The 20363-nt window shown below is 54.2% G+C and carries 20 protein-coding genes and 2 pseudogenes; 11 read left to right on the plus strand and 11 right to left on the minus strand.

Annotated elements, in window-relative coordinates; genetic code table 11:
- Window positions 1-715 precede the first annotated feature (715 nt).
- The 7 genes and pseudogenes from ABIB18_RS07680 (at window position 716) to ABIB18_RS07710 (ending at window position 4356) form a co-directional block, all read left to right on the plus strand.
- The gene (locus ABIB18_RS07680; RefSeq protein ID WP_354473917.1) at window positions 716-1231 is read left to right on the plus strand and encodes a DUF2778 domain-containing protein; all 516 of its coding nucleotides are present in this window, start codon (window positions 716-718) and stop codon (window positions 1229-1231) included.
- Window positions 1212-1733: a hypothetical protein gene (locus ABIB18_RS07685; protein ID WP_354473918.1), complete on the plus strand. Its 522-nt coding sequence runs from the start codon at window positions 1212-1214 to the stop codon at window positions 1731-1733. Before ABIB18_RS07680 ends, ABIB18_RS07685 begins: the two co-directional genes overlap by 20 nt.
- A 1-nt stretch (window position 1734) precedes the next feature.
- Window positions 1735-2220, plus strand: coding sequence for an Hcp family type VI secretion system effector (locus ABIB18_RS07690; RefSeq protein WP_354473919.1), 486 nt, complete (start codon window positions 1735-1737; stop codon window positions 2218-2220).
- A 237-nt stretch (window positions 2221-2457) separates the two neighbouring features.
- A pseudogene (locus ABIB18_RS07695) lies at window positions 2458-2860 on the plus strand (STM2901 family protein).
- Window positions 2854-3186 carry a DUF1493 family protein gene (locus ABIB18_RS07700; protein WP_354473920.1) on the plus strand — a complete coding sequence of 111 codons (333 nt, stop codon included), beginning with the start codon at window positions 2854-2856 and terminating at the stop codon, window positions 3184-3186. Before ABIB18_RS07695 ends, ABIB18_RS07700 begins: the two are co-directional and overlap by 7 nt.
- 22 nt (window positions 3187-3208) lie before the next feature.
- Window positions 3209-3301: pseudogene (locus ABIB18_RS07705) on the plus strand (type VI secretion system tube protein Hcp); the annotation flags it as partial.
- Between the two features lie 359 nt (window positions 3302-3660).
- Window positions 3661-4356 (plus strand): helix-turn-helix domain-containing protein, encoded by a 696-nt coding sequence (locus ABIB18_RS07710; protein WP_031375794.1) that lies wholly within the window; start codon window positions 3661-3663, stop codon window positions 4354-4356.
- Here ABIB18_RS07710 and ABIB18_RS07715 read toward each other — a convergent pair.
- Genes ABIB18_RS07715 through ABIB18_RS07735 form a run of 5 tightly spaced genes read right to left on the minus strand, consistent with a single transcriptional unit; the run spans window position 4345 to window position 9121 of the window.
- Window positions 4345-4929 (minus strand): beta/alpha barrel domain-containing protein, encoded by a 585-nt coding sequence (locus tag ABIB18_RS07715; RefSeq protein WP_354473921.1) that lies wholly within the window; start codon window positions 4927-4929, stop codon window positions 4345-4347. The genes ABIB18_RS07710 and ABIB18_RS07715 overlap by 12 nt on opposite strands.
- A complete protein-coding gene (locus ABIB18_RS07720; protein WP_354473922.1) occupies window positions 4919-5812 on the minus strand; it encodes a 2-dehydro-3-deoxygalactonokinase in 894 nt (297 codons plus the stop codon). The genes ABIB18_RS07715 and ABIB18_RS07720 overlap by 11 nt, the downstream gene beginning before the upstream one ends.
- Window positions 5809-6705 carry a dihydrodipicolinate synthase family protein gene (locus tag ABIB18_RS07725; RefSeq protein ID WP_354473923.1) on the minus strand — a complete coding sequence of 299 codons (897 nt, stop codon included), beginning with the start codon at window positions 6703-6705 and terminating at the stop codon, window positions 5809-5811. The genes ABIB18_RS07720 and ABIB18_RS07725 overlap by 4 nt, the downstream gene beginning before the upstream one ends.
- A complete protein-coding gene (locus tag ABIB18_RS07730) occupies window positions 6699-7862 on the minus strand; it encodes a mandelate racemase/muconate lactonizing enzyme family protein (RefSeq protein WP_354473924.1) in 1164 nt (387 codons plus the stop codon). Before ABIB18_RS07730 ends, ABIB18_RS07725 begins: the two co-directional genes overlap by 7 nt.
- A gap of 17 nt (window positions 7863-7879) precedes the next feature.
- Window positions 7880-9121 carry an MFS transporter gene (locus ABIB18_RS07735; protein WP_046289215.1) on the minus strand — a complete coding sequence of 414 codons (1242 nt, stop codon included), beginning with the start codon at window positions 9119-9121 and terminating at the stop codon, window positions 7880-7882.
- A gap of 871 nt (window positions 9122-9992) precedes the next feature.
- On the opposite strand from ABIB18_RS07735, the gene ABIB18_RS07740 reads away from it, so the two are divergent.
- Together ABIB18_RS07740 and ABIB18_RS07745 are read left to right on the plus strand one after the other, a co-directional pair.
- Entirely contained in the window at window positions 9993-10535 is a 543-nt protein-coding gene (locus ABIB18_RS07740) for a type IV secretion protein Rhs (protein WP_159223074.1), read from the plus strand.
- Window positions 10536-10540: 5 nt separating this feature from the next.
- Window positions 10541-10921 carry a putative T6SS immunity periplasmic lipoprotein gene (locus ABIB18_RS07745; protein WP_354473925.1) on the plus strand — a complete coding sequence of 127 codons (381 nt, stop codon included), beginning with the start codon at window positions 10541-10543 and terminating at the stop codon, window positions 10919-10921.
- A 280-nt stretch (window positions 10922-11201) separates the two neighbouring features.
- On the opposite strand, the gene uhpT is transcribed toward ABIB18_RS07745, so the two are convergent.
- The 5 genes from uhpT to ABIB18_RS07770 form a co-directional block, all read right to left on the minus strand.
- Window positions 11202-12593, minus strand: a complete 1392-nt coding sequence (gene uhpT, locus ABIB18_RS07750) for a hexose-6-phosphate:phosphate antiporter UhpT (protein ID WP_354473926.1) — start codon at window positions 12591-12593, stop codon at window positions 11202-11204.
- A gap of 152 nt (window positions 12594-12745) precedes the next feature.
- On the minus strand, window positions 12746-14074 hold the full coding sequence (locus tag ABIB18_RS07755; protein ID WP_354473927.1) for an MFS transporter: 1329 nt from the start codon (window positions 14072-14074) through the stop codon (window positions 12746-12748).
- 9 nt (window positions 14075-14083) lie between these two features.
- On the minus strand, window positions 14084-15583 hold the full coding sequence (gene uhpB, locus ABIB18_RS07760) for a signal transduction histidine-protein kinase/phosphatase UhpB (RefSeq protein WP_046289174.1): 1500 nt from the start codon (window positions 15581-15583) through the stop codon (window positions 14084-14086).
- A complete protein-coding gene (gene uhpA, locus ABIB18_RS07765; RefSeq protein ID WP_031376330.1) occupies window positions 15580-16173 on the minus strand; it encodes a response regulator transcription factor UhpA in 594 nt (197 codons plus the stop codon). The genes uhpB and uhpA overlap by 4 nt, the downstream gene beginning before the upstream one ends.
- A gap of 191 nt (window positions 16174-16364) precedes the next feature.
- On the minus strand, window positions 16365-17033 hold the full coding sequence (locus ABIB18_RS07770; protein WP_031376331.1) for a YecA/YgfB family protein: 669 nt from the start codon (window positions 17031-17033) through the stop codon (window positions 16365-16367).
- A 271-nt stretch (window positions 17034-17304) separates the two neighbouring features.
- Between ABIB18_RS07770 and ABIB18_RS07775 the strand changes: the two genes are divergently transcribed.
- Together ABIB18_RS07775 and ABIB18_RS07780 are read left to right on the plus strand one after the other, a co-directional pair.
- Window positions 17305-18558 carry a serine hydrolase domain-containing protein gene (locus tag ABIB18_RS07775; protein WP_354473928.1) on the plus strand — a complete coding sequence of 418 codons (1254 nt, stop codon included), beginning with the start codon at window positions 17305-17307 and terminating at the stop codon, window positions 18556-18558.
- Window positions 18559-18689: 131 nt separating this feature from the next.
- Window positions 18690-19193 (plus strand): RcnB family protein, encoded by a 504-nt coding sequence (locus tag ABIB18_RS07780; RefSeq protein ID WP_354473929.1) that lies wholly within the window; start codon window positions 18690-18692, stop codon window positions 19191-19193.
- A 45-nt stretch (window positions 19194-19238) separates the two neighbouring features.
- Here the strand turns inward: ABIB18_RS07780 and ABIB18_RS07785 are convergent, their stop codons facing one another.
- Entirely contained in the window at window positions 19239-20351 is a 1113-nt protein-coding gene (locus tag ABIB18_RS07785; RefSeq protein ID WP_354473930.1) for an NAD(P)/FAD-dependent oxidoreductase, read from the minus strand.
- Window positions 20352-20363: the final 12 nt, after the last annotated feature.

Below are 20363 nucleotides of genomic sequence, written 5' to 3' on the forward strand. Positions count from 1 at the left end.
GAGATTCAATGGGCGCACGTCAGTCACTCAGCGTGCTGCATATGTTCTCAACCGTACCGGGTTTGGGTATTAGTCAGGCACCTGATTCGCGATCGCGGGAGCGCGTATCCATCTCAAAATTCTATCGGCCAGATAAGGTTGGGGTGCCGCCAGACGCGGCGTTAGCCAAAGTGTCTGAGCTACAGCACAAGTTCAGAATGTGCCCGAATAAATGAACAACCACAGCCGGACGTCATCATAGCGGCTGGCCGACAAAGACAAGCCTGTCAGAATACAGGCACGACGTTGCGTCAGACTCTTTGTCTGACACCTTACTTTTATTACTTACCGCTACTGGCCTGTCGCAGGCCCATCTGCCACAGTTTCCTGAACCGGCTACCATGAAAGTTTACTGTAAATATTATTGGTTCGAATGACATGCCCTTGCTTAATTGCGAAATATGATAATCATCGCAATCACTCCTCGATCTCTCCCTGAAAAATAATTTATATAAACGCTCTTATATGGAGTGGTTGTCCCGGATGAAGATAATGAAAGTAACATTATCTTCAGAATATTAAACAAAGGGATTTAGTTATAACAACCTTGTAATAATTATTGTAAATCTACACCCCTTTTGTCCTCATTAACTTTGTAATGAATCTGATTTTCCCTATAAAGGTTGGAAAATCGCCTGTAGCATTATCAATCAACTAGCCTGAATAAGGGATGCTTATGGCGCTACATGGAAAGTTTGTAATTAATGATGCTTACTACTCACCCTTATTCTTTCCGGGCGTGGGAACGTTCTTAGCGTTCTCTGGCAATGGCGCTTACCGCAATCGTGGAGCCTGTGGAATGATTTCCGGAGAGGGGCCGGTACCAGCAGGAAAATACTGGATTGTTGACCGTCCTCAGGGAGGGCTCAAATCACAATTAAATGCCGGTGTCAGGGATATTTATAACCACTTTGCCAGTGGCGCTACGTTCAGGCATTCCGAATGGTTCGCAATATGGCGGGATGATGGGACGATCGATGATTACACATGGGTAGAGAACGTCAAGCGAGGTAACTTTCGTTTGCATCCGGGCGCACTATCCGAAGGGTGTATTACGCTTCCGCATGACTCTGATTATGCCATGTTACGTAACGCATTACTGAGAACGCAAAAGATAGCGGTTCCTTGTATGAAGCAACTAATGGCCTACGGAACGATTGAGGTAATTGCCAATGGCAAAACATGTCCTTAATCTTTTTATCAAAATAGTGCTGTTTACTGCAATTATGCTGATCGTGGCTAAAGTGGTTCCCTATGATGGTTTAGTTGATGCTATAACGGCATTATTTGATTTTCAAAGCGCAGAGAGATTTACCCATTTCATTCTGGGTGAGCCTGATCCGGAGTCCTGGGAAGCGTTACGGGTTTACTTTAGTCTCTTAATAAATACACTGATCAGTGTTCCTGTCATGAGCGTGGTTCTCTCTGTTTTTAAGGGCGTGACGCATAATATTGAGCTGGCTCGTCTTCCTGAAGAGTGGGCTTTTTCAACATTACGCCGGTTAGCAAAGATATTCACGTTCACATGCATTTTTTGGATACTGTTCCGTTGCCTGCCTTATCACGCTTTTTTTCCAGATGAAGAGGTGTTTTCAGCATTTACTCTGGCGACATTGGTAGTCTTAAACCTGCTATTGACGATTGCCTGCTACAGCTTAATCACCAAGAAAATGACATTCAAAAGGAGTTTGTAAAATGCCTATTCCCGCGTATATGTGGCTTAAAGATGACGGCGGCGCTGACATCAAGGGATCTGTAGACGTTAAAGATCGTGAAGGAAGTATTGAAATTGTTGGCTTTAGTCACGGCCTGAACATTCCGGTAGACAGTGCTAACGGTAAAATTACCGGTAAGCGCTCACACTCGCCAATGATGATTGAAAAAGAATTCGATAGTGCCAGCCCTTATCTTTACAAGGCTGTCGCAACAGGACAGACGCTGAAAAGCGCCGAAATTCGTTGGTATCGGATTAATTATGCGGGGCAGGAAGAGTGCTATTTTATTATGACTATGGAGGGAGTGAAAATTACGGGTATTAATCCGGGGATGCCAAATACCAAAATGACCGGTAATTTACAGATTAACCATATGGAATCTGTTTCCCTCATGTACGACAAAATCACCTGGCGTTATGTTGATGGCAATGTGCAGTACACAGATGACTGGAATGTACGGACCTGAAGGATTTTGATTACAGATGCTTAAGCTCACTTTTAGCGCTGAAGCATCCGGCAAGAGATGAAGGGTTGTAATGAGATATTCAATTACAACCTCTCAGCACCACAACAAGCATTAACGATTCTTTTATGCGGATGCCTTCTGGATTACCTAAAAAATTCCCACACAGGCTTATAAGAATTTTGGTTCGTATACGCCACAAGTACTAAATGAAGCTGGTTTTATTCAGGGTATCCAACCATAACGTCTCAGAATACTGTTTGTTATTTTCTGTGAAACCACGGCAGACCACTTTGGAATTGATGATCTGCTAGCCGTGGTCGCGCTTTACAGTGGTATTAACGATCAGAAAACCCGTACTAAACCAAAAGGCGCTAAAGCAGGAACTTCACGTATTTCCAAAACGATGCGGAAATATTTTAAGTCTGCCAAATTTCCATTTGGTATAAAGTTACCGACATGGGTTGGTGGATACACCCCATGGACAGCTAAACGAAGAATGGTCTCAAAATTGAGCGCTTTTACAGGTCGGACTATTCCTCTCATCGGTGAGGTGATTTTAATTGCAGATATAACGCAAATAACTTACGTCTCCATACGTGATTACAATCGTATAGCGCGAGGTAGTGATAAATTATGGTAGAGGACATTGGACAACGCATTTTTGCTTTAGCCAAACGGCATAACGGTTTTTACTTATTCAACAATGAGAACAAGCAAAGATTACTTACACCCGAAACCGACTTAGATACGGATATGCAGTTGGATGTGGGCGAAGCCGAAGAGCTAATGGATGAGTTTTTCACCGAGTTTCAGGTCACCAGGGGAAGCTTCAGGATTGAAAATTATTATCCTGATGAACCAATTTTCTGGAACCCGTTCAACAAGCCTAACCCCATTGCGGTGCCCGATTTAACTATCGGAATGCTGATTGAATCAGCAAAAGCTGGTAAATGGTTATACGACTAATCAACAGCAAGAAGCATTAAAAATGGCTGTGCCTGTACACTTATTTTTAACTGATGATGGCGGGGCAATGATTCGTGGTTCATCTGATGTTGCAGACCGCGAAGGGAGTATTGAATCCCATCGCCGGTCAGTCATGTCGTTTCTTTTGCCTTCAGATTTCTCCTTTCTTCGGCCTGCTGCCATTCCAATAGCTAATGATGATTCATTGCTCAATGAGCGTGCACGCGTTATCGCTCTCCTGCCATTCATTTAAGGCAACTAACCTGACCCATTTAGTCGAAACCTGTCGGAAAGAAACAGATAAATATCCCCTGGCCAGGTCAGGTGCTAACCTGCTCCTCACAGAACCAGCTTTAAAAATCCCCATTCCTCTCAGCATTTGAAACAGGTTCCAGATCTGACCATTGCGGGTTGCTTGCGTCAGTAAAGGCTGGAGAATAACGGCATGAATCACGCCCGGACCCGGAACTCATTATGAACAGTACCGTCTATGACGCTTTCCGCTGCCTGGAGCTGCTCGCTTCAGCGAGCCGGCCGCAGGGCATTCGTGAAATGGGACGTGAACTGTCGCTCGACTCGGCCAAAATAACGCGCCTGATGAAAACGCTGCTGGCGCTGGATATGGTGCATCGCGATGCGCGGCGCAAATACAGCCTCGGCATCGGTATCCATCGTCTCTCGGCCTACGCTATCCACAACTCAGCGTTTTATAATGCGGTGATCGGCATTCTGGAAGAGAGCGGCAACCCGGCTATTTCTATTGTTATCGGCGTCCTGAGCGGCACCAATGTGGTCTATATCATCCATACACGCGGAGGAGAAAGTATTGCCCGTGCTATCGGGAATTATCAATCCTATCCGGTGCATGACTCGGTGATTGGCATCAAATTATTATCAGCGATGAGTGATGAGGAAATTATCAGCCAAATCGGTATTCATGATTATCGGCTGCTGAAAAATGATATTGAACAGGCACGCCGCCATCAGGTGTTCGCCAAAGCCTATGGTCAGCATGATTACCGACTGGCATGTAATATCCCCGGCATGCCAGCGGCCATCGCCTTATCCAATATCAACAGTGAAAAGATGGACGTTGAGATGTTAAGTTTGTACCTGATATCTGCCGCGAAAAAAATCAGTGGCGAACCAATGACTATATTAAATCAATAATTTACAGCGCTTCGCCGTTTCGGCAACCGACTGCCCGGGCCTGTACAACGACGAACCTATCCCGACACTGTCATAGTGAACCAGATAGTCAGCCGCATTATCGGCCGTTATCCCGCCGACCGCTGAAAACCGTACCGCCTGAGAAAGCGGGCCTTTGATCAGTTGCGGATAATTAACCGGCAATGCACAGGCCGGAAATATTTTCATCACCTCCACGCCCAGTCCGGCAGCAAGGAAAATTTCACTGGCGCTAAACACTCCGGCATACACCGTTAATCCCTGCTTTTTCGCTTCGGCTATCAGCTGCGGATCAAGATTGGGTGTGAGAATAAACCGGGCTCCGGCGGCCAGGCTTTCATCGACCTGGCGGCGATTAACCACCGTTCCTGCGCCAATATTCAGGTGAGGACCGAAGTGCTTAACCGCTGCCTGAATACTGGATTGCCAGTCAGGCGAGTTAGTGGTGATTTCTATCTGGCTGATGTCATTATCCAGCAGGCAGCGGATATGGTGATTAACCTCTTCCGGACGAATGCCGCGTAATATAGCGATAACCTGTGAGTTAATAGCCATGGCGGAACACCTCATTCAGTCCGGCTATCAGGGCGGTTTCCGCAGGCAGAAATTCTGCCGGCTGATTTAGCGCCTCACAGGCCAGCCGGTAATGCGCTAACAGGCTTTCACTGCCGATAAAACAGATCGTCTCCGGGTCAGTCGCCCCGGATAAAAGTTCATGGCCAATCAGTAACCCGGATAGCCATGCCGCTGCCGCCTCTGCCGCGAGGGCCTTAAGGATATAACGCCCCCGACAGCGGAAAAGCTCGCTAATCAAATCGGTTTGCTGATGCTGAATTCTCTGCGCCGTTTCAATACCGCTTAGAAAGGCTTGATGTGACCAGCATTGTTCAGGCAACCCCTTGCCCAGCACCGAGTGGTTAAGCAATAGCGCATACAGCTCACCGGTCATCAGCGTTTGTAATCGGGTCACCTGCTGCTGCTGACGATCGACTCGGAGCCACTTACTGTGGGTGCCGACAGCGGCAAAGTTCTGCGCAGCAGAGAGCATCAACCCGCCGGCCAGTTGCATCTCTTCCCCGCGGCATATTTCATTCACCCGTCGGTCACAGATACCCGGGCGCAGACTCACCGGGTTCGGGATGATCCCCGGCAGCGGCTGGCCTTTACCGAAAAGCGCGCTGAAGCTAAGCGGTAAACTGAGATATCCCGCGTCAGCGAGGCCGATATTGCTGCCAATCATGCCGCACAATATAACCGGCAGCTGTTCATCATAAGCCTCGCCGAGCCGTAACAGTTGCTGCTGCAATATTAACGGCAAGGCATCGCGCTGGCATTTACCGACCCCGCAGTCCGCCTCGACCGTTTTGATCATCCTGCCATCTCGTACGCTCAGCGCCCGAAAATTACTGGTGCCCCAGTCGACCGCGATATAGTTCATGCCTGCCTCTCCAGTACCGCCAGCGGCAGCGCATCGGTCAGTTCCTTCAGCTCCAGACGGGTAATCTCATCCAGACTTTTTGCCGGTTCGCGGACGTAATCACTGCTAAAAATCCCTGCCCGGTGCAGCACGGTTTTATGAATAGCCACGCCGATACCGGGCTGGACACCGTAGCGAAGAAAGGGCAGGTAACGGTAAAAATGGCTCTGGGCTGCTTTTCGATCCTGATGCCAGTAGTGAAGAATGGTATTAATCACGTCCGGGAATTCGCAGGCCGGCATCGTGCCGGTTATCCCCCGGCAGAGTTCTTCAAACAGAAAGCCGGCATTCAGGCCGCCAAACAGGCCGACCCGATCGCCTAATGCCTGTTTCAGTGCGCTGATTTTTAGCGTCGTCGGTGGCTGCTCAACTTTGATGTACTTGATGGTCGGGAAATCTTCGCAAACACGAACCAGCGTCGTTACCGGCATGGTCACACCGGTCATCAGCGGTGCATCCTGAATCATGATATCGATGCTGCAGGCCTGACTGATATCCCGCCAGAAGCGGTAGAGCTCTTCCGGACCGGGTTTAACCACGGCGGGTGGATTAACCATAGCGATATCGGCACCCCAACGCTGTACCCGGTTGATCTCATCAATTGCGACGGCTGAAGAGGCACCGCCCGCCGCCGCCACCAGCGGCAAATCGCCGACCTGTTTTTTGACGCAGTAAAAAAGCGCCTGCTTCTCATCCTGCGTCAGGGCATAACCTTCAGAAGCATTGCCAAACAGCGCCAGCCCATCAACGCTCTGCTGCAACAGAAAGTGGACCAGGCGTTCAACCGAGGCAAGATCCAGCTCGCCTTGTTCAGTAAACGCGGTGGCCAGAATAGGCACGTTACCTTTTAACATGTTGCCTCCGTCAGATGTTTACGTAGACCCTCTTCATCGATTTCAATCCCCAGTCCAGCTCCCCGTGGCAACTGATATGCGCCTTGTTCACAGACCAGCGGCTGTTTAAGTAACTGATTAGCGACGTTGAAAACCGGAGGCTGGTACTCAAGCATGAACAGGTTAGGTATTGCGGCAGCGGCATGGATTGAGGCGGCGATGCACGGGCCCTGGCCTACGCTCAGATGAGGCGCTACACGCAGGTTCCAGGTTTCCGCCAGCGCGGCGATATGCATCAGTTCACTGATCCCGGTACGGCCAACATCAGGTTGCAGAATATCTGCGGCGCGTTGCTCAATCAGCGGCTTAAACTGGTAGCGGGTGCGTTCCGTTTCACCCAGCGCAATGGCTATCGGGCTTTTGGCGCGCAGTTCACGATGACCGGCAACATCTTCTGGCAGCAGCGGCGCTTCAAGGAAGCCAACACCAAGCGCATGCAGGCGCTGTGCGAGTTCACTCGCTTCAGTAACGCTGTAATTCCAGTGGGCATCAACGAACAGTTGTGCTTCCGGGCCGAGCGCTTCACGGATAACTTTTACATTGTGGATGTCTTCGCTGACGCCATAACCCAATGCCAGTTTAAAGGCGCTGAACCCCTTTTCCTGCCAGCGTCTGGCCAGCACAGCGCGGGATTCCAGATCCGGTTCCGGCAAGCCGGAGACATAGCAAGGAATGGTCTCGCGGTAGGCTCCCCCGAGCAGCTGATACACCGGCAAATTGAGGATCTGGCCTTTAAGATCCCACAGAGCGATATCTACGGCGGCCAGCGCATCAATATGGTAGCCCGTGATATGGCCGCGATCGCGCATCGCATCGTACATGCGTGAATTCAGCACGGCGCTATCGAACGGCGATCGACCGATAATTAACGGCCTGAACAGCTGGATGATCAGTTCAGCAATCACCTGCGGCACCACTGGTGCCAGCGCCTCGCCCCAGCCGACGTGGCCGTCGCGGGTGGTAATCTTTACCAGGCAGGTTTCCATCTTGCGGGAATAGACGCAGCGGTATTCAGGGCGATAATAATAATCCGCTTCATCGCCAGTGGCGTTGCCGCCCAGATAGATCTGGTCAGCGGCAATTTTCAGCGGAAAGCATTCAACCTGACTGATTTGCATATTAACTCCGGTTCAGATTAATCAAGGATTTTGCCGGCGGTCTCTTTGGCGAACCACACCGCAATAAAAGAGACGAGGGCAGTGATCATTACGTACCAGGCGGGAGAGAGCGGATCGCCGGTCCAGGCAATCAGGCTGGCTGAGGCCAGAGGCGTTACGCCGCCAAATACCGCTACCGTCAGGTTGTAGGCGACGGCAATGCCGCCGTAGCGAATGGCGGTGGGAAACAGCTCCACCATCGCTGCGCCACAGCCGCCGTTAAACATGGCGACAAATACGCCCAGCAGGCTCATGGCCGCTATCGACGTCATCACCGAACCTTGCGTCATCAGCAACATGGCGGGATAGGTCAGCAGAATGAAGCCGCCACATCCCATCAGCATTAACGGACGGCGGCCCCAGCGATCGGAAAGATAGCCGGTAAGCGGCATACAGACAGCGACACTGAGCAAGCCCAGCGTGGTGATGAGATAAGAGTCGGTCCGGCTGTAATGCAGATGGGTGGAGAGGTAGCCCGGCATAAAGGATTGCAGCACCCAGCTGCTGACCGCTTTAACCACCACAAAGCCGACGCAGAAAAGCAGGGCGCGGCCAGATGAGCTGAGCGTTTTGCGCAGCGGCGATTTCTCGATCTTTCCGCTAGCCTGCAGTTTGTGAAATGCAGCCGAGTCTTCCATATTGCGGCGCATATACAGCCCACCCAGGCCGAGCGGGGCGGCAAGCAGAAAGGGAATGCGCCATCCCCAGTCGTTCATTGCGGCGTCGCCTAACGTATGGGTCAGCAGCAGTACCAGCCCTGAGCCACAAACAAAGGCCATAAAGCTGAAGTTTTCGCTCCAGCAGGTGAGCGTAGCCCGCCGGTTCGGTGCGGCGCTTTCGGCCAGATAAGTAATAACCCCGGAACTTTCACCGCCCGCCGCAAAGCCCTGCACCAGTCGGGTTATCACCAGCAGGATAGGGGCGATAATGCCTGCCTGGTGCCAGGTCGGCAAAATCCCCATCACAAAGGTTGAGAGTGAGGTAATCACAATCACCGTGACCAGCACTTTGCGTCGGCCCAGACGATCGCCCATTGAGCCAAAGAACAGCCCGCCCAATGGACGCATAAGAAAGCCGGAACCGAACACGGCGAAAGACTTTAACAGCGCGGTTGCCGGATCGGCGCTGACAAAAAAGTTGCTGGCGATAATGGCCGCCAGGGTGCCGTACAAGCCAAAATCAAACCACTCGATAAAGTGACCTATCCCGGCAGACATCATAATTTTGGCGGTGCGTCTGGGCGAACGTTTAATTGTCGTCGGCGCGACCTCAATACCGTACTGGCGGGCTGAATGATCCATACGCTCTCCTGAAGGTAATAACGATGACCACATCGGGTGGCTGTTGGAATGAGCGTATGAGCTTTAGGCGCAGCATGTCGGAACGGGCGAGGATTGCGTGAAGTGGAGCAAAGATTGAATCGTTTTTTTGCTTCACATAGTGAAGCAACCAGCGGCGCGCCGGTTAAATGCAGCCATCTGCCCGGCACCAGTCCTGTTAACTAACCTTTTAATTAACTTGTTAATGAAAAAAACGGCCAGCGCAGCAGAGCGTACTGCTCTCCGCCACGCTGGCCGTTGCGATTTACCGTCAGCGGCACCTATCAGCTACCTAACATCACGCCATCTTCAGCCGCTGCAGCCGTTTCTCGCGCCGGATTTTGCGCTCTTCCATCACTGCCACCATCGCCACAATATTTTCCCTGGTAGTTACCTTGTGCATTAACATCTTTAAGTGTACTTGTGGCCGGTGTAGTAGACTGTTGAAAAATCGCACCTCGTTATTTCTTCTGTTCTTATAATAATTAGTAAAAATGGATTGCTGGAAGATGTTAATAAATTAATTAATGAAATGATGATGCAGGCAGTAATAATCATGATGAGTTGAAAATGGTAACTAATAGCAGTGATTCAAAATGAATTCATCTCTGCACAGATAGTGATTCTCCTTACGCATTAGGTTATTGATATCATTTCTTATTGATTGTACTTTCATTTTCATATAATAATTTCTGTTGTCAGGTGATTGTAAGAATGACACAGGCTGTATTGTCAGAGGGTAATTTAAAACGTGATGCACAGGGATAATAAAATGAGTGCAGGGAGCAAAGAAGGAACGCTGCGGCGTATGACGTTAGGCGAGATTACTATGGCGCGCCGGGTTTATGGCAACAGCATAACGTATAATCGGGTGTGGATTCACTGTGATAGCTACCTGCCTTTCGGATTACAGAAGTCAAATTACGCTATGACGCCAAACGGTGAGTTATGGTATCGAAAAATAATGTACAAGGATGATTTTTCTTCAACATCAGTGCTGATAGAAGACAAATATGTTTTTATCCATGAATTAGGCCACGTCTGGCAGCACCAGCATGGTCAATGGGTCAGGTTTAGAGGAGCATTTAGCTGGGCGGCCGGGTACACATACAAACTGGATAAGGTTAAGCTAACGGATTACGCTCTTGAGCAGCAGGCTTCAATCCTGGCAGACTACTGGCTTTTACTGGTTTATGGTCTGGAAAAATGGTCGTATTATCAGAGACCCGGCCGTATAGGAAAATACAGAGGAACGGATAATCTTAGGGAGATCCCTTCACTTTATCAGCGCGTGATCAGTGGAGAAATAAGGTAAGCACTATGAAAAAATATCTCTTGCTGATGACAACGTTTTTTATAACTGGCTGTCCTGGCCCGGGTGACCGTATGGTGTCGCGTGAGTCGACAACGGTTGTTACTCATGGCGATCAGGTTTGTATCGTATCAACGTTGCACCCGGACGAGAAAATTACTGCAGTTCAGGTTAATAACGAAACAAATTACCTCCTGCATAAAACCTTTGATGATAACCCGGTCTATGTTCTTGAAAATAAATGCCTGCCGCTTTTTGGCATCCGTGTCATTCCGGGTCATCGGTATTCCTTCGCCTACGATATAAATTCGAAAAGGCAGGGATCTTATTTACTGACATCAGAGTTTTCTGTCAGGCTTGACGATGCAGGGCTGCTTAAGGTCTTCTGACGCGACTAAGCTCCCGGCTTTAAAATGCTCCAGCGCTTGTCATTCCTGAGCCGGGAAGCAGTTTAAAAGCCAAATAATCAGGGGCACGTTATCTGGCATCACCACGATAAATAATTATATGTCGACAGAGGATGCAGAATGCTACCGGCAGTAAAAATGCTGATAACCACCAATCCGTCCACATAACCTTAAAAAAACGGCCAGCGCAGCAGAGCGCACTGCTCTCCGCCACGCTGGCCGTTGCGATTTACCGTCAGCGGCACTTATCAGCTACCTAACATCACGCCATCTTCAGCCGCTGCAGCCTTTTCTCGCGGCGGATTTTGCGCTCTTCCATCACTGCAACCATCGCCATCAGAGTGATACAGGCGATAGCGGCGGCATCCAGCGCGGCAAAGGTGCCGGCCCAGCCGGTCAGGCCGAATATCGGTGTGCCGTCGGCGATCATGCCCAGGCCGAGTTTGGCGAAGCTGTCGCCAATCAGATAGGCGAAGGTACCTTTGATGCCATCCGCTGCGCCGATGGCTTTTTTCGGCACAAAGCCGACCGCGGCGACGCCGATTAACAGCTGCGGACCAAACACCAGAAAACCAAGCGCGAACAGCGAAGCCAGATAAATATACTGGTTGCTGGCATGCTGATAGATCCCCAGCGTGGCGATAATCAGCGCCAGCGCCACACAGGCCACCAGCCCGCGACGACCGTTGGCCAGATCGGATAACCAGCCCCACAGCAGCGTGCCGACCAGCGCGCCGACTTCAAACAGGGTAAAGCCCTGAATCGCCACCTCTTTAGAGAGTTTCAGCTCCTGAAACGCGTAAACGGTTGACCACTGATCGATGCCGATGCGCACCACATACAGGAAGATATTGGCGAAGCACAGCAGCCAGATCACTTTGTTTTTCAGCACGTACTCAACGAAGATCTGCCATTTGGTCATCGACTCATCTTCGGCTTCTTTATCTTCTTCGCTCAGCTCTTCGCCAAACAGCTCTTCGGCTTTGCCCAGCCCATAGGACTCCGGCGAATCACTGCCGAAACGCAGACCGATAAAGCCAACAATCAGCGCAATAATCGACGGGAAGATAAACATCCCAATCACGTGGCCGTCGAACAGATAATTGGCACCAAACAGCGCCACGCCTGCCGCACCGGCACCGCCGAGGTTATGCGAAATATTCCACATCCCCAGATAGGTGCCACGCTTGCGGCGCGGGGTCCATTTAGTGATGGTCGAGTAGCTACAGGAGCCGCCGGTACTCTGGAAGAAACCGCTCAAGGCATAAAACGCAATCATCAGGAACAGACTGACCGATCCGGTGCCCATGCTGGCGCTGAAGCCGAGCATACAGATGGCCGACAGGATCAGCATAAACGGCAGGAACTGCTTGGTGTTTTTGCCGTCGGCGTAATAGGAGACCAGCGTTTTACCGACGCCGTAGGTGATCGAGAAGCCGAGACCAATCATCCCCAGCTGCGTCATGCTTAGCCCGTAGGTGGTGATCATATCGTTCTGCGCAATGTTGAAGTTCTTGCGGATCAGATACATGGTCAGGTAGCCGATAAACACCACCAGATAGGACTGCATAAAGGGTCTGAACCACAGCTTGCGCCGCTCGTCGAGCGGCAGGTCCAGGGTCGGTTTGCGCACCTGTTTGAGAAAGGCCAGCATGGATGGGGGTTCTCCTGGTTGGAAAAGCTGCAACGGGCAGCGAATGGCTGGCATTGTAAAAATCAGCCGCCCGCCTGGCCTGAGACAGCCGCCAGGCGAAACCAGGAAAATTTCTTAGTTTTGCCCCACATGCGGCAAAAAGGAGAGGCGCATCACGCTTCGTCGACCGGACGCGGCGCCTGTGCATTGAGGAATGGCAGCAGCAGCAGTGCGGAAATACCGGCCGCAATCGCAATCACCGCAAAGAAGCCGCTCCAGTGCCAGCTGTCGATCACCCACGCCAGCGGCCAGCCGGAGAGCGACGCGCCAAGATAGGCGAACAGCCCGACAAAGCCGGTCGCCGCACCCGCTGCCTCCTTGTGAGAACACTCGGCCGCCGCCATGCCAATCAGCATCTGCGGACCCGAGACAAAGAAGCCGGTAGTGAAAAAGCACGCTGTCTGCATCACGTAACTGGTGAACGGCATCAGCCACAGCGATCCCACCGATAGCAGGATCCCGGCGGCGAAAATCAGGTTCATCGGGCCGCGGTTGCCGTTAAACAGCTTATCCGATCCCCAGCCGGCCACCAGCGCGCCGATAAATCCGCCCAGCTCAAACATCGTCACCGCTGAATTGGCGGTTACCAGATCGACGCCCAGCGTCTCCGAGATGTAGAGATTGCCCCAGTCGTTGATCGCCGCGCGTACCACGTAAACCAGCACATAACACAGCGCCAGCAGCCAGATATAGGGGTTCAGCAGCACGTAGCGGGTGAGGATCGCTTTGCGGCTCAGGCCCGCGCCTTCCTGCTGCTGCGCCATCTCCATCTCATCCTGCCGCCAGTCGCCGACCTCGGGCAGGCCAACGGTCTGAGGCCGATCGCGCAGTCGCCAGCAGAGAAACAGACCGGCCAGAATCGCTAATCCGCCCGCCACCATCATCCCGCTGCGCCAGCCGTAATGCAGCGCCACCGCCCCGATCATCATCGGAATCAGGGCACCACCGACGTTGTGCGCGGTGTTCCACAGCGCCCACCAGCCGCCGCGTTCATTGCGCGAATACCAGGCGGTCAGCAGGCGGGCGCAGACCGGCGCGCCCCAGCCCTGGAAGAAGGCGTTAACCGCCCACAGCAACGCAAAGGCCCACAGCGAGGTGGAGAAGCCGAACATGATGTTCACTACCCCGGTGGCAATCAGTCCCAGCCCCATAAAGTAGCGGGCGTTGGAGCGGTCGCTGACGATGCCGGAGAAAAATTTCGACAGGCCGTAGGTGATGTAAAATAGCGTCGCCAGCAGGCCGATATCGGTACGGGTCATCACGCCGCTGGCGAGGATCTCCGGGGCGGCGGCGTTGAAGCTTTTGCGGGTGAAATAGAACAGCGCATAGCCCAGCCAGATGGTCACCATGATATGCCGTCGCCAGTAGCGATAGCGGCGATCGATCTCCGCTTTATCCTGCAGCGGGGCGGCGTTGGCCGGGGTTTTCAGAAAGCTAAACACATTCACTCCTCACACCGTACGCAGCGGCAAATGAACGCTGACGCGGGTGCCGTGGGTACAGGATATCGCCAGCGTGCCGCCCAGCGCGGCCACCCGTTCGCGCATTCCGGCCAGACCAAAACCCTGCTGGCCGGAACCGGACGGCAGGCCGCAGCCATCATCTTCAATCACCAGCATCACTCGTTCATCCTGCTGCCAGCCTTTGAGCATCACCGCACTGGCGCTGGCGTGCTTCACGATATTGTTCAGGCCTTCCTGGCAGACGCGAAACAGCGTGACGCGCTGGCCTTCGCTGAGCAGGTTCTCATCAATGTGCCAGTCGAGATGGCTGACGATACCGCGATCGTCGAGTTCCATCTCACGCATCAGCGAGCGGACCGCCTGCTCCAGCGAGAGATCGTCTAGCTGACGCGGCCGTAACCGTCCCAGCAGTCGCCGCACCGAATCGTACACGCCCAGCGACAGCTGCTCGATGTGCGCGCCGCTCTGGATCACCCGGCCATTATCGGGCGCCAGCCGCTGGACGATGCCCGCCTGGGTACGAATCGCGGTGATGGTCTGGCCAATGTCATCGTGCAGCTCACGCGCTACCTCCTGGCGCACGCTCTCTTCGGTCTCGACCAGACGTTCAGCCAGCCGCCGGTTGCGCGCCAGCTCATGCTGCAGCGACTGATTAAGCTCACGCAGCCGCTGGATACCGGCACCGAGCAGCAGTCCGGTCAGGCTTTGCGCCAGCAGCGATAGCAGCAGATCAACCGGATGATCGTGCCAGGTCTGGCTGGCAATCAGGGCAATGGCGTTCATCAGGGTGGCGATCAGCGCACCCTGCCAGCCGTAGTGCCACGCCAGCGCAATAATCGGCAGCGCCAGACAAAATGGCGTAAAGCGCGCCAGCTCTGCCGGCAGGCCAAGCTGCAATCCCAGGCTGATGATAAACAGCAGCAGATACCAGATAAGATGTCGGGCGCGCCAGTTAACCGGCTGGGAGATCAGCGCCGGTCCCAGCGGCTGCCAGCGGGTACGGGTGAGATAGTGCCAGATGACCAGGCAGGTAGGGGCCAGCGTCAGCCCGCCGGTGAGCGTCAGCAGCAGGGCGTTCAGCATCTCCTGCTGACCGGCCCACGGCAGCGATTGCAGCAGTGCGGCGGCGATCAGCGCGGCACCCTGACGCAGCAGCGTGCGCCAGTCGCGCTGGTGGCGATAACGGGAGATCAGCGCCACCGGCAGCAGCGTCAGCACGCCGCCGACCATCAGCAGTGGCAGATGCGCCAGCGCGACCTGGTGCGACAGCCAGATCAATAGCATCCACTCGCTGGCCAGCAGCACCGGCCAGTAGCCGCGCGGACATTGCAGCATCAGGCCCAGCCGCAGGCCAAACGGAAACAGCAGCACCGCCAGCTCGGGCCGTTGCACCAGATGCAGGCTGATGCTCCACAGGCAGAACCACGCCGCCGAGAAGATGCAGACGCTGGCGGCCACTGATATCAGCCGCGACAGAAGCGGCGTCATTGCCAGCCGTCAAACATGCGGCGCGCCAGCTCGACGTCGTTGCTGACGCCGAGTTTTTCCATCAGGTTGGCGCGGTGGACGTGAACGGTTTTTGGCGACAGGCCCAGCTCGGCCGCAATGGTTTTCACCGGCATCCCCTGTGACAGCTTCTCGGCCACCTGGCGTTCGCGTCGGGTCAGCGGGTCCTGACGTCCGGCGGCCAGCTTAAGGGCGATCTCCGGCGTCAGGTAACAGCCACCGGCCGAGACCGTGCGCACGGCAGCGATCAGCTCATCGGGGCGACAGCGTTTGGAGAGATAACCGCGCGCGCCGGCGTTAAGCGCCTGCTCCACCAGCGCCGGACTGTCGTGTACCGACAGCATAATGGTGGCTAAGCCGGCGGGAAGCTGGCTCAGCAGTTCCAGACCGGAGAGATCGGGCATCGAGATGTCGCAGATACAGACCTGCACGCCGCGTCCCGGTAAACCCGCCAGCGCCTCACGGCCCGATCCAAACTCGGCCACAACCTGAAAATCGGGTTCCAGTCCCAGCAGTTGGGCAAACCCGGAGCGGACGATCAGGTGATCGTCAATAAGCGCGATGGTAATCATGATGCGTTCCTGGCGGGTAAATTCGCGCTTACCTTAGCGATAAGCGCGTGGCTGTTCAAGTCGTGAGCAGTCTGGCACGAGGACGGTGGCGGGATGTTGATCCCGGTGGGATCGGAGCGATCGTCAGCGCAGCGGCAGGATCGTCTGGCGTGGCAGGCCGGGCGGCGATCCCGCTCCGGCCAGGTGACGAATTAATGCAGACAGCACTGCTTATATTTTTTACCGCTGCCGCACGGGCAGGGATCGTTACGGCCTGGCAGCTTTTCTACCGAGATCGGCTTCTGCGGCACCGGCACCGCTTCAGGCTGGGAGATCCAGTGATCGTGCAGCGCCAGCGCAGCAGGGCGGATCGCCTCAATGCTGGCTTCCATCTCATCCGGCGTCATCGCATCCAGTTTTTCGAGATTCTCTTCCACGCCGTGTAAGGCGATGGCGTCCAGCGCCGGTTGCAGATCCTGCGGCAGGGCAGACCAGTCGGTCAGCGATACGCCGCGCATGTAGCCGAAGCACCACTCTTCAACCACGGTAAATTCCAGACCTTCCATCTCACGGATGCCAAACAGCGGTTCGAACTGCTCAGGGAATTCAGACAGCCGGTCAGCCACATCATTCATGTGCTGAAAACAGAGCTCCATAAAACGCGTCATTTCACGTTCGTTGCTCCATTTTGGGATCTGCTTCTCGCCGCCCCACAGCGCCACCAGCCATTTGCTGGGTTCGACGGTGGTCGGTCCGGACAGCACGGCGGTCAGCAGACCGTCCAGCTCGGAGACATCCAGAATCGACGCTTCGCTGCCATATTTTTCCAGCATATCTTCCAGCCATTGCAGCTCTTTCTCGGACAGTGGGCCTTCTTTCATGCGGTTGCCTCCCGGGCATTTCAAAAATGTGAGCACGGCGTTCAAGCCATAAAGCCGCAGCAGTGTACACCCTTGCGCGCTGCAACACAGCTTACCTCAGGCCGGGCAGGTGGTTTCAGTTGCCGGCACGGCGACCCTCAATCCGCCGGTTACATCACTTTTAGTCGGTTTAGCGCGCTATAGCCGACTGTCGCTTTGTGATACATTTTTGCGCGACAGCGGGTCTGTTACATCACGATCAAACTTAATTAACTGATTATTATAATAAAAAATGAGAACAGACTTTTTCTCCGGTCGGGCGAGCACGCTTCGCACCTGGCGGGATCTCCACCGCCTTGCCTCAGGCCGATTCAGAATAATAGCCCTGCTGTGGCCTGCCATCATCCTGATCCTCGCGGGTTGTGGCACTCTGTCGCAGACGTCGGCCCCGGTCGGCGACCGCGTTTACCAGACTCACGCCACCTTCCATGAAAATGTTGACGACATTGTGCGTCACTACATGCAGCAAAAGCAGGTTCCCGGCATCAGCATTGCGATCGTTCATCGTGGTGGTCCGGCACAATTTTACGCTTATGGGGTGACCGATCGGCAGCACCGTTATCCGATTACGCCCGACACGCTGTTTGCGCTCGGTTCGCTGAGTAAAGGGGTGACGGCAGAGGTGATTATCCAGCTGGTGAATCAGGGCCAGCTGCACTGGCACGACACGCTGGCCGATCTGCTGCCTGGGGTGCGGCTGAGCGAGGACGCAAAACGCATTACGCTGCTGCAACTGGTCACCCACACCGCTGGTCTGCCGCGTCAGGATATGGACTTGCCGATGCTGCATCAGTTCATCCGCTATCTGGGCAATGGCGAAAACTTCTATAGCAATCTCGACAGCGATGCGCTGCTCGATTATCTCGCCGATTTCTCTGCGCCAGCGGTGCGCGTGCCGCATTACTCCAATCTCGGCTATGCGCTGCTCGGTTATATTCTGCGTGAACGCTTTCATCAGGATATCCAGTCGCTGGCCTCAACGCTGATTTTTACGCCGTTGCAGATGACGCACAGCAGCTTCCGGCCCGAAACGCTGGCCGGGTATCCGCTGCGCGCACTCGGTCACGCCGGCGATCAGCCCAAATTTATCGCCCGTGGCGCGCTGACGCCGGACTGGCATTTCCACGGCAACATGGTGGCGGCAGCCAGTCTTTACAGCAATGCACGCGATTTGATCGCTTATCTGCGTGCGCATCTGAGCGCCACCGGCGATCGGTCGCTGGATCAGGCCTTTGCCGCGGTGAATCGGGCGTGGTATCAACAGGGAAGCCAGGCACAGAATATCGCCTGGGTCACCGATCGGGTCGCGGGAGAGCAAATAACCTACCAGGTCGGCTACATTGGCGGCTATGCCAGCTTTATCGGCTACGATAAAGCCCGTGGCAACGCGATTGTGGTGCTGCAAAACGCCTTTAACTGGAGCAACTATTTAGGCATTGCGTTGTTGGTCGATCTGGCAACTAAGGATAGAGTGGTTGGACAGTAACCGGTGCGTGGTGAAACGAATAGCGTCGTCTTTCCTTACACTTAGCTTTGACGCGAGGGGAACTGTATCGCTATAAAGATTGTCTTTAGCCTGTCTACCGTCACTAAAATCAATTTAACGTGGAAATCATTATGCGCAGGACTCAACGTGTACTTTTCTCAATGGGATTACTGGTTGGCTCGCTGAGCCTGATCCCTGCTGTGCAGGCCGCCGGTGATGCAACGGATACCGTTCCGCCGCCGCCACAGATTCAGCCTGGTAATCCTGATGCCCAGTCGCAGCCTGGCGCGGTTAACGCTCAGCCGGATGCCGGTGCCGCACAGACTGAGGCGCCATCCAGCTCACAATCGAATGATGGCATTACGCCGACCACGCCAGCGCCGTCGACTGGCGGACAGCCGAACTACGATCTCAACACCATCATCATCGACTACAAACAGTATAAAGTCGGCGACACGGTGCCAGAGAAGTACACTGATAAAACCTACACCATTACCGAGTGGCAAAAACGTAATCTGCCTGCGCCGCAGGAGAATACCCACTGGGCCTATATCAACGCCAATTACATCCTGATTACCAATGACACCGGCAAAATCGTCATGGGGAAATCGGGCGATATCTTCTTCCGCGGTTAAAATAAGCGGTTAAAAAATCAGCCGGTCAGCACGACCGGCTTTTTTTTAGCTGAAACGCTCCGCACCAAAGCTTGCCAGCATCGGATGTTTTTCGCCGCTGATCATCTCGTCCGCCAGTAATTCCCCGACAATCAGCGCCAGCGTGGCACCGGAGTGGCTGAACGCCACGTAACAGCCCGGTACCTTTTGCAGTTCACCCAGCACCGGATCGCCATCACCCGGAATCGGCTTGAGGCCAATCTTCCAGCTCTCAGCTTTGAGCGGCCGATCGCCACGCAATAACCGGCTGGCTTCCTGCGCCAGCTGCGCCACCACCTGCTCATCAATCCGGTATTCCCCGTCGGCCAGCGGCTGGATATCAGCTTCATACCAGTCGTGATCGAGCGCAAAACGGTTGCCAGGATTGGGACGAACCGCGGCGCGCGGGGTGTTCAGCACCGCTTTCAGCGGCTGGGCGGATGGTTCGGTGATCACCAGCATCGAAACCGGCGAGCCGTTGGGGATAGTCACACCGAGCGGTGCCACCACATCCGGCGTCCAGGGACCGCAGGCAACCAGCACCGCATCGGCGCGCAGCTCGCCTTTATCGCTACGAATGCCACAGGCCTGGCCCCGATCGGTGATCACGCTGGCTTTACCGGCGTGTTCTACCACTTCGCCGCCCAGCGCGCGGAACTGATTGACCAGATAATCCACCAGATGCGGCAGGCTGACCCAGCCTTCACCGGGATTAAATATTGCCTGGGCCGCCAGCGCATCGGGATCGACTGCGGCATCCGCCTGCGCCACGTTTTCAGCCGTGATCAGCTGTGAATCGTAGCCGTGGGCTTTTTCATAGTCGTGGCGCGCCTCCGTCGCGGCAACATCGTTATCCGACCAGCAGATCCCGCCGTCAAACCGCAGCCAGTCGAGTGTCGGATGCCGGGCAAACAGGGTGCGATAGCGATCGATGCCGGCCATGCGTAGCGCATGATAAGGTTTCGACCGCTCGCCCGCTGAGTTGAGCCACGACAGCGAGCGTCCTGAGGCGCCGGAGCAGAGCGCGGCTTCGGTCACTAAGGTTACCGCTGCCCCGCGTTTCGCCAGCTCGAGCGCCGTCGATACGCCCAGCACGCCACCGCCCAGCACCACCACTTTCATTTCAGTTTTTACCGCCATTATCAGGTTCCT

Source organism: Pantoea sp. UYEF8 (genome assembly GCF_040546285.1).
In the GTDB taxonomy this organism is placed as follows: domain Bacteria; phylum Pseudomonadota; class Gammaproteobacteria; order Enterobacterales; family Enterobacteriaceae; genus Pantoea; species Pantoea brenneri.

Bases quoted from the DNA above. Each gene is read 5' to 3' on its own strand.
- ABIB18_RS07710 (WP_031375794.1), top strand. From the start codon at position 3,661: ATGAACAGTACCGTCTATGACGCTTTCCGCTGCCTGGAGCTGCTCGCT.
- uhpA (WP_031376330.1), bottom strand. From the start codon at position 16,173: ATGATTACCATCGCGCTTATTGACGATCACCTGATCGTCCGCTCCGGG.
- ABIB18_RS07680 (WP_354473917.1), top strand. From the start codon at position 716: ATGGCGCTACATGGAAAGTTTGTAATTAATGATGCTTACTACTCACCC.
- ABIB18_RS07735 (WP_046289215.1), bottom strand. From the start codon at position 9,121: ATGATGTCTGCCGGGATAGGTCACTTTATCGAGTGGTTTGATTTTGGC.
- ABIB18_RS07780 (WP_354473929.1), top strand. From the start codon at position 18,690: ATGCGCAGGACTCAACGTGTACTTTTCTCAATGGGATTACTGGTTGGC.
- ABIB18_RS07715 (WP_354473921.1), bottom strand. From the start codon at position 4,929: ATGGCTATTAACTCACAGGTTATCGCTATATTACGCGGCATTCGTCCG.
- ABIB18_RS07775 (WP_354473928.1), top strand. From the start codon at position 17,305: ATGAGAACAGACTTTTTCTCCGGTCGGGCGAGCACGCTTCGCACCTGG.
- uhpT (WP_354473926.1), bottom strand. From the start codon at position 12,593: ATGCTGGCCTTTCTCAAACAGGTGCGCAAACCGACCCTGGACCTGCCG.
- ABIB18_RS07690 (WP_354473919.1), top strand. From the start codon at position 1,735: ATGCCTATTCCCGCGTATATGTGGCTTAAAGATGACGGCGGCGCTGAC.
- ABIB18_RS07740 (WP_159223074.1), top strand. From the start codon at position 9,993: ATGAGTGCAGGGAGCAAAGAAGGAACGCTGCGGCGTATGACGTTAGGC.
- ABIB18_RS07700 (WP_354473920.1), top strand. From the start codon at position 2,854: ATGGTAGAGGACATTGGACAACGCATTTTTGCTTTAGCCAAACGGCAT.
- ABIB18_RS07720 (WP_354473922.1), bottom strand. From the start codon at position 5,812: ATGAACTATATCGCGGTCGACTGGGGCACCAGTAATTTTCGGGCGCTG.
- ABIB18_RS07730 (WP_354473924.1), bottom strand. From the start codon at position 7,862: ATGCAAATCAGTCAGGTTGAATGCTTTCCGCTGAAAATTGCCGCTGAC.
- ABIB18_RS07685 (WP_354473918.1), top strand. From the start codon at position 1,212: ATGGCAAAACATGTCCTTAATCTTTTTATCAAAATAGTGCTGTTTACT.
- ABIB18_RS07725 (WP_354473923.1), bottom strand. From the start codon at position 6,705: ATGTTAAAAGGTAACGTGCCTATTCTGGCCACCGCGTTTACTGAACAA.
- ABIB18_RS07770 (WP_031376331.1), bottom strand. From the start codon at position 17,033: ATGAAAGAAGGCCCACTGTCCGAGAAAGAGCTGCAATGGCTGGAAGAT.
- uhpB (WP_046289174.1), bottom strand. From the start codon at position 15,583: ATGACGCCGCTTCTGTCGCGGCTGATATCAGTGGCCGCCAGCGTCTGC.
- ABIB18_RS07785 (WP_354473930.1), bottom strand. From the start codon at position 20,351: ATGGCGGTAAAAACTGAAATGAAAGTGGTGGTGCTGGGCGGTGGCGTG.
- ABIB18_RS07745 (WP_354473925.1), top strand. From the start codon at position 10,541: ATGAAAAAATATCTCTTGCTGATGACAACGTTTTTTATAACTGGCTGT.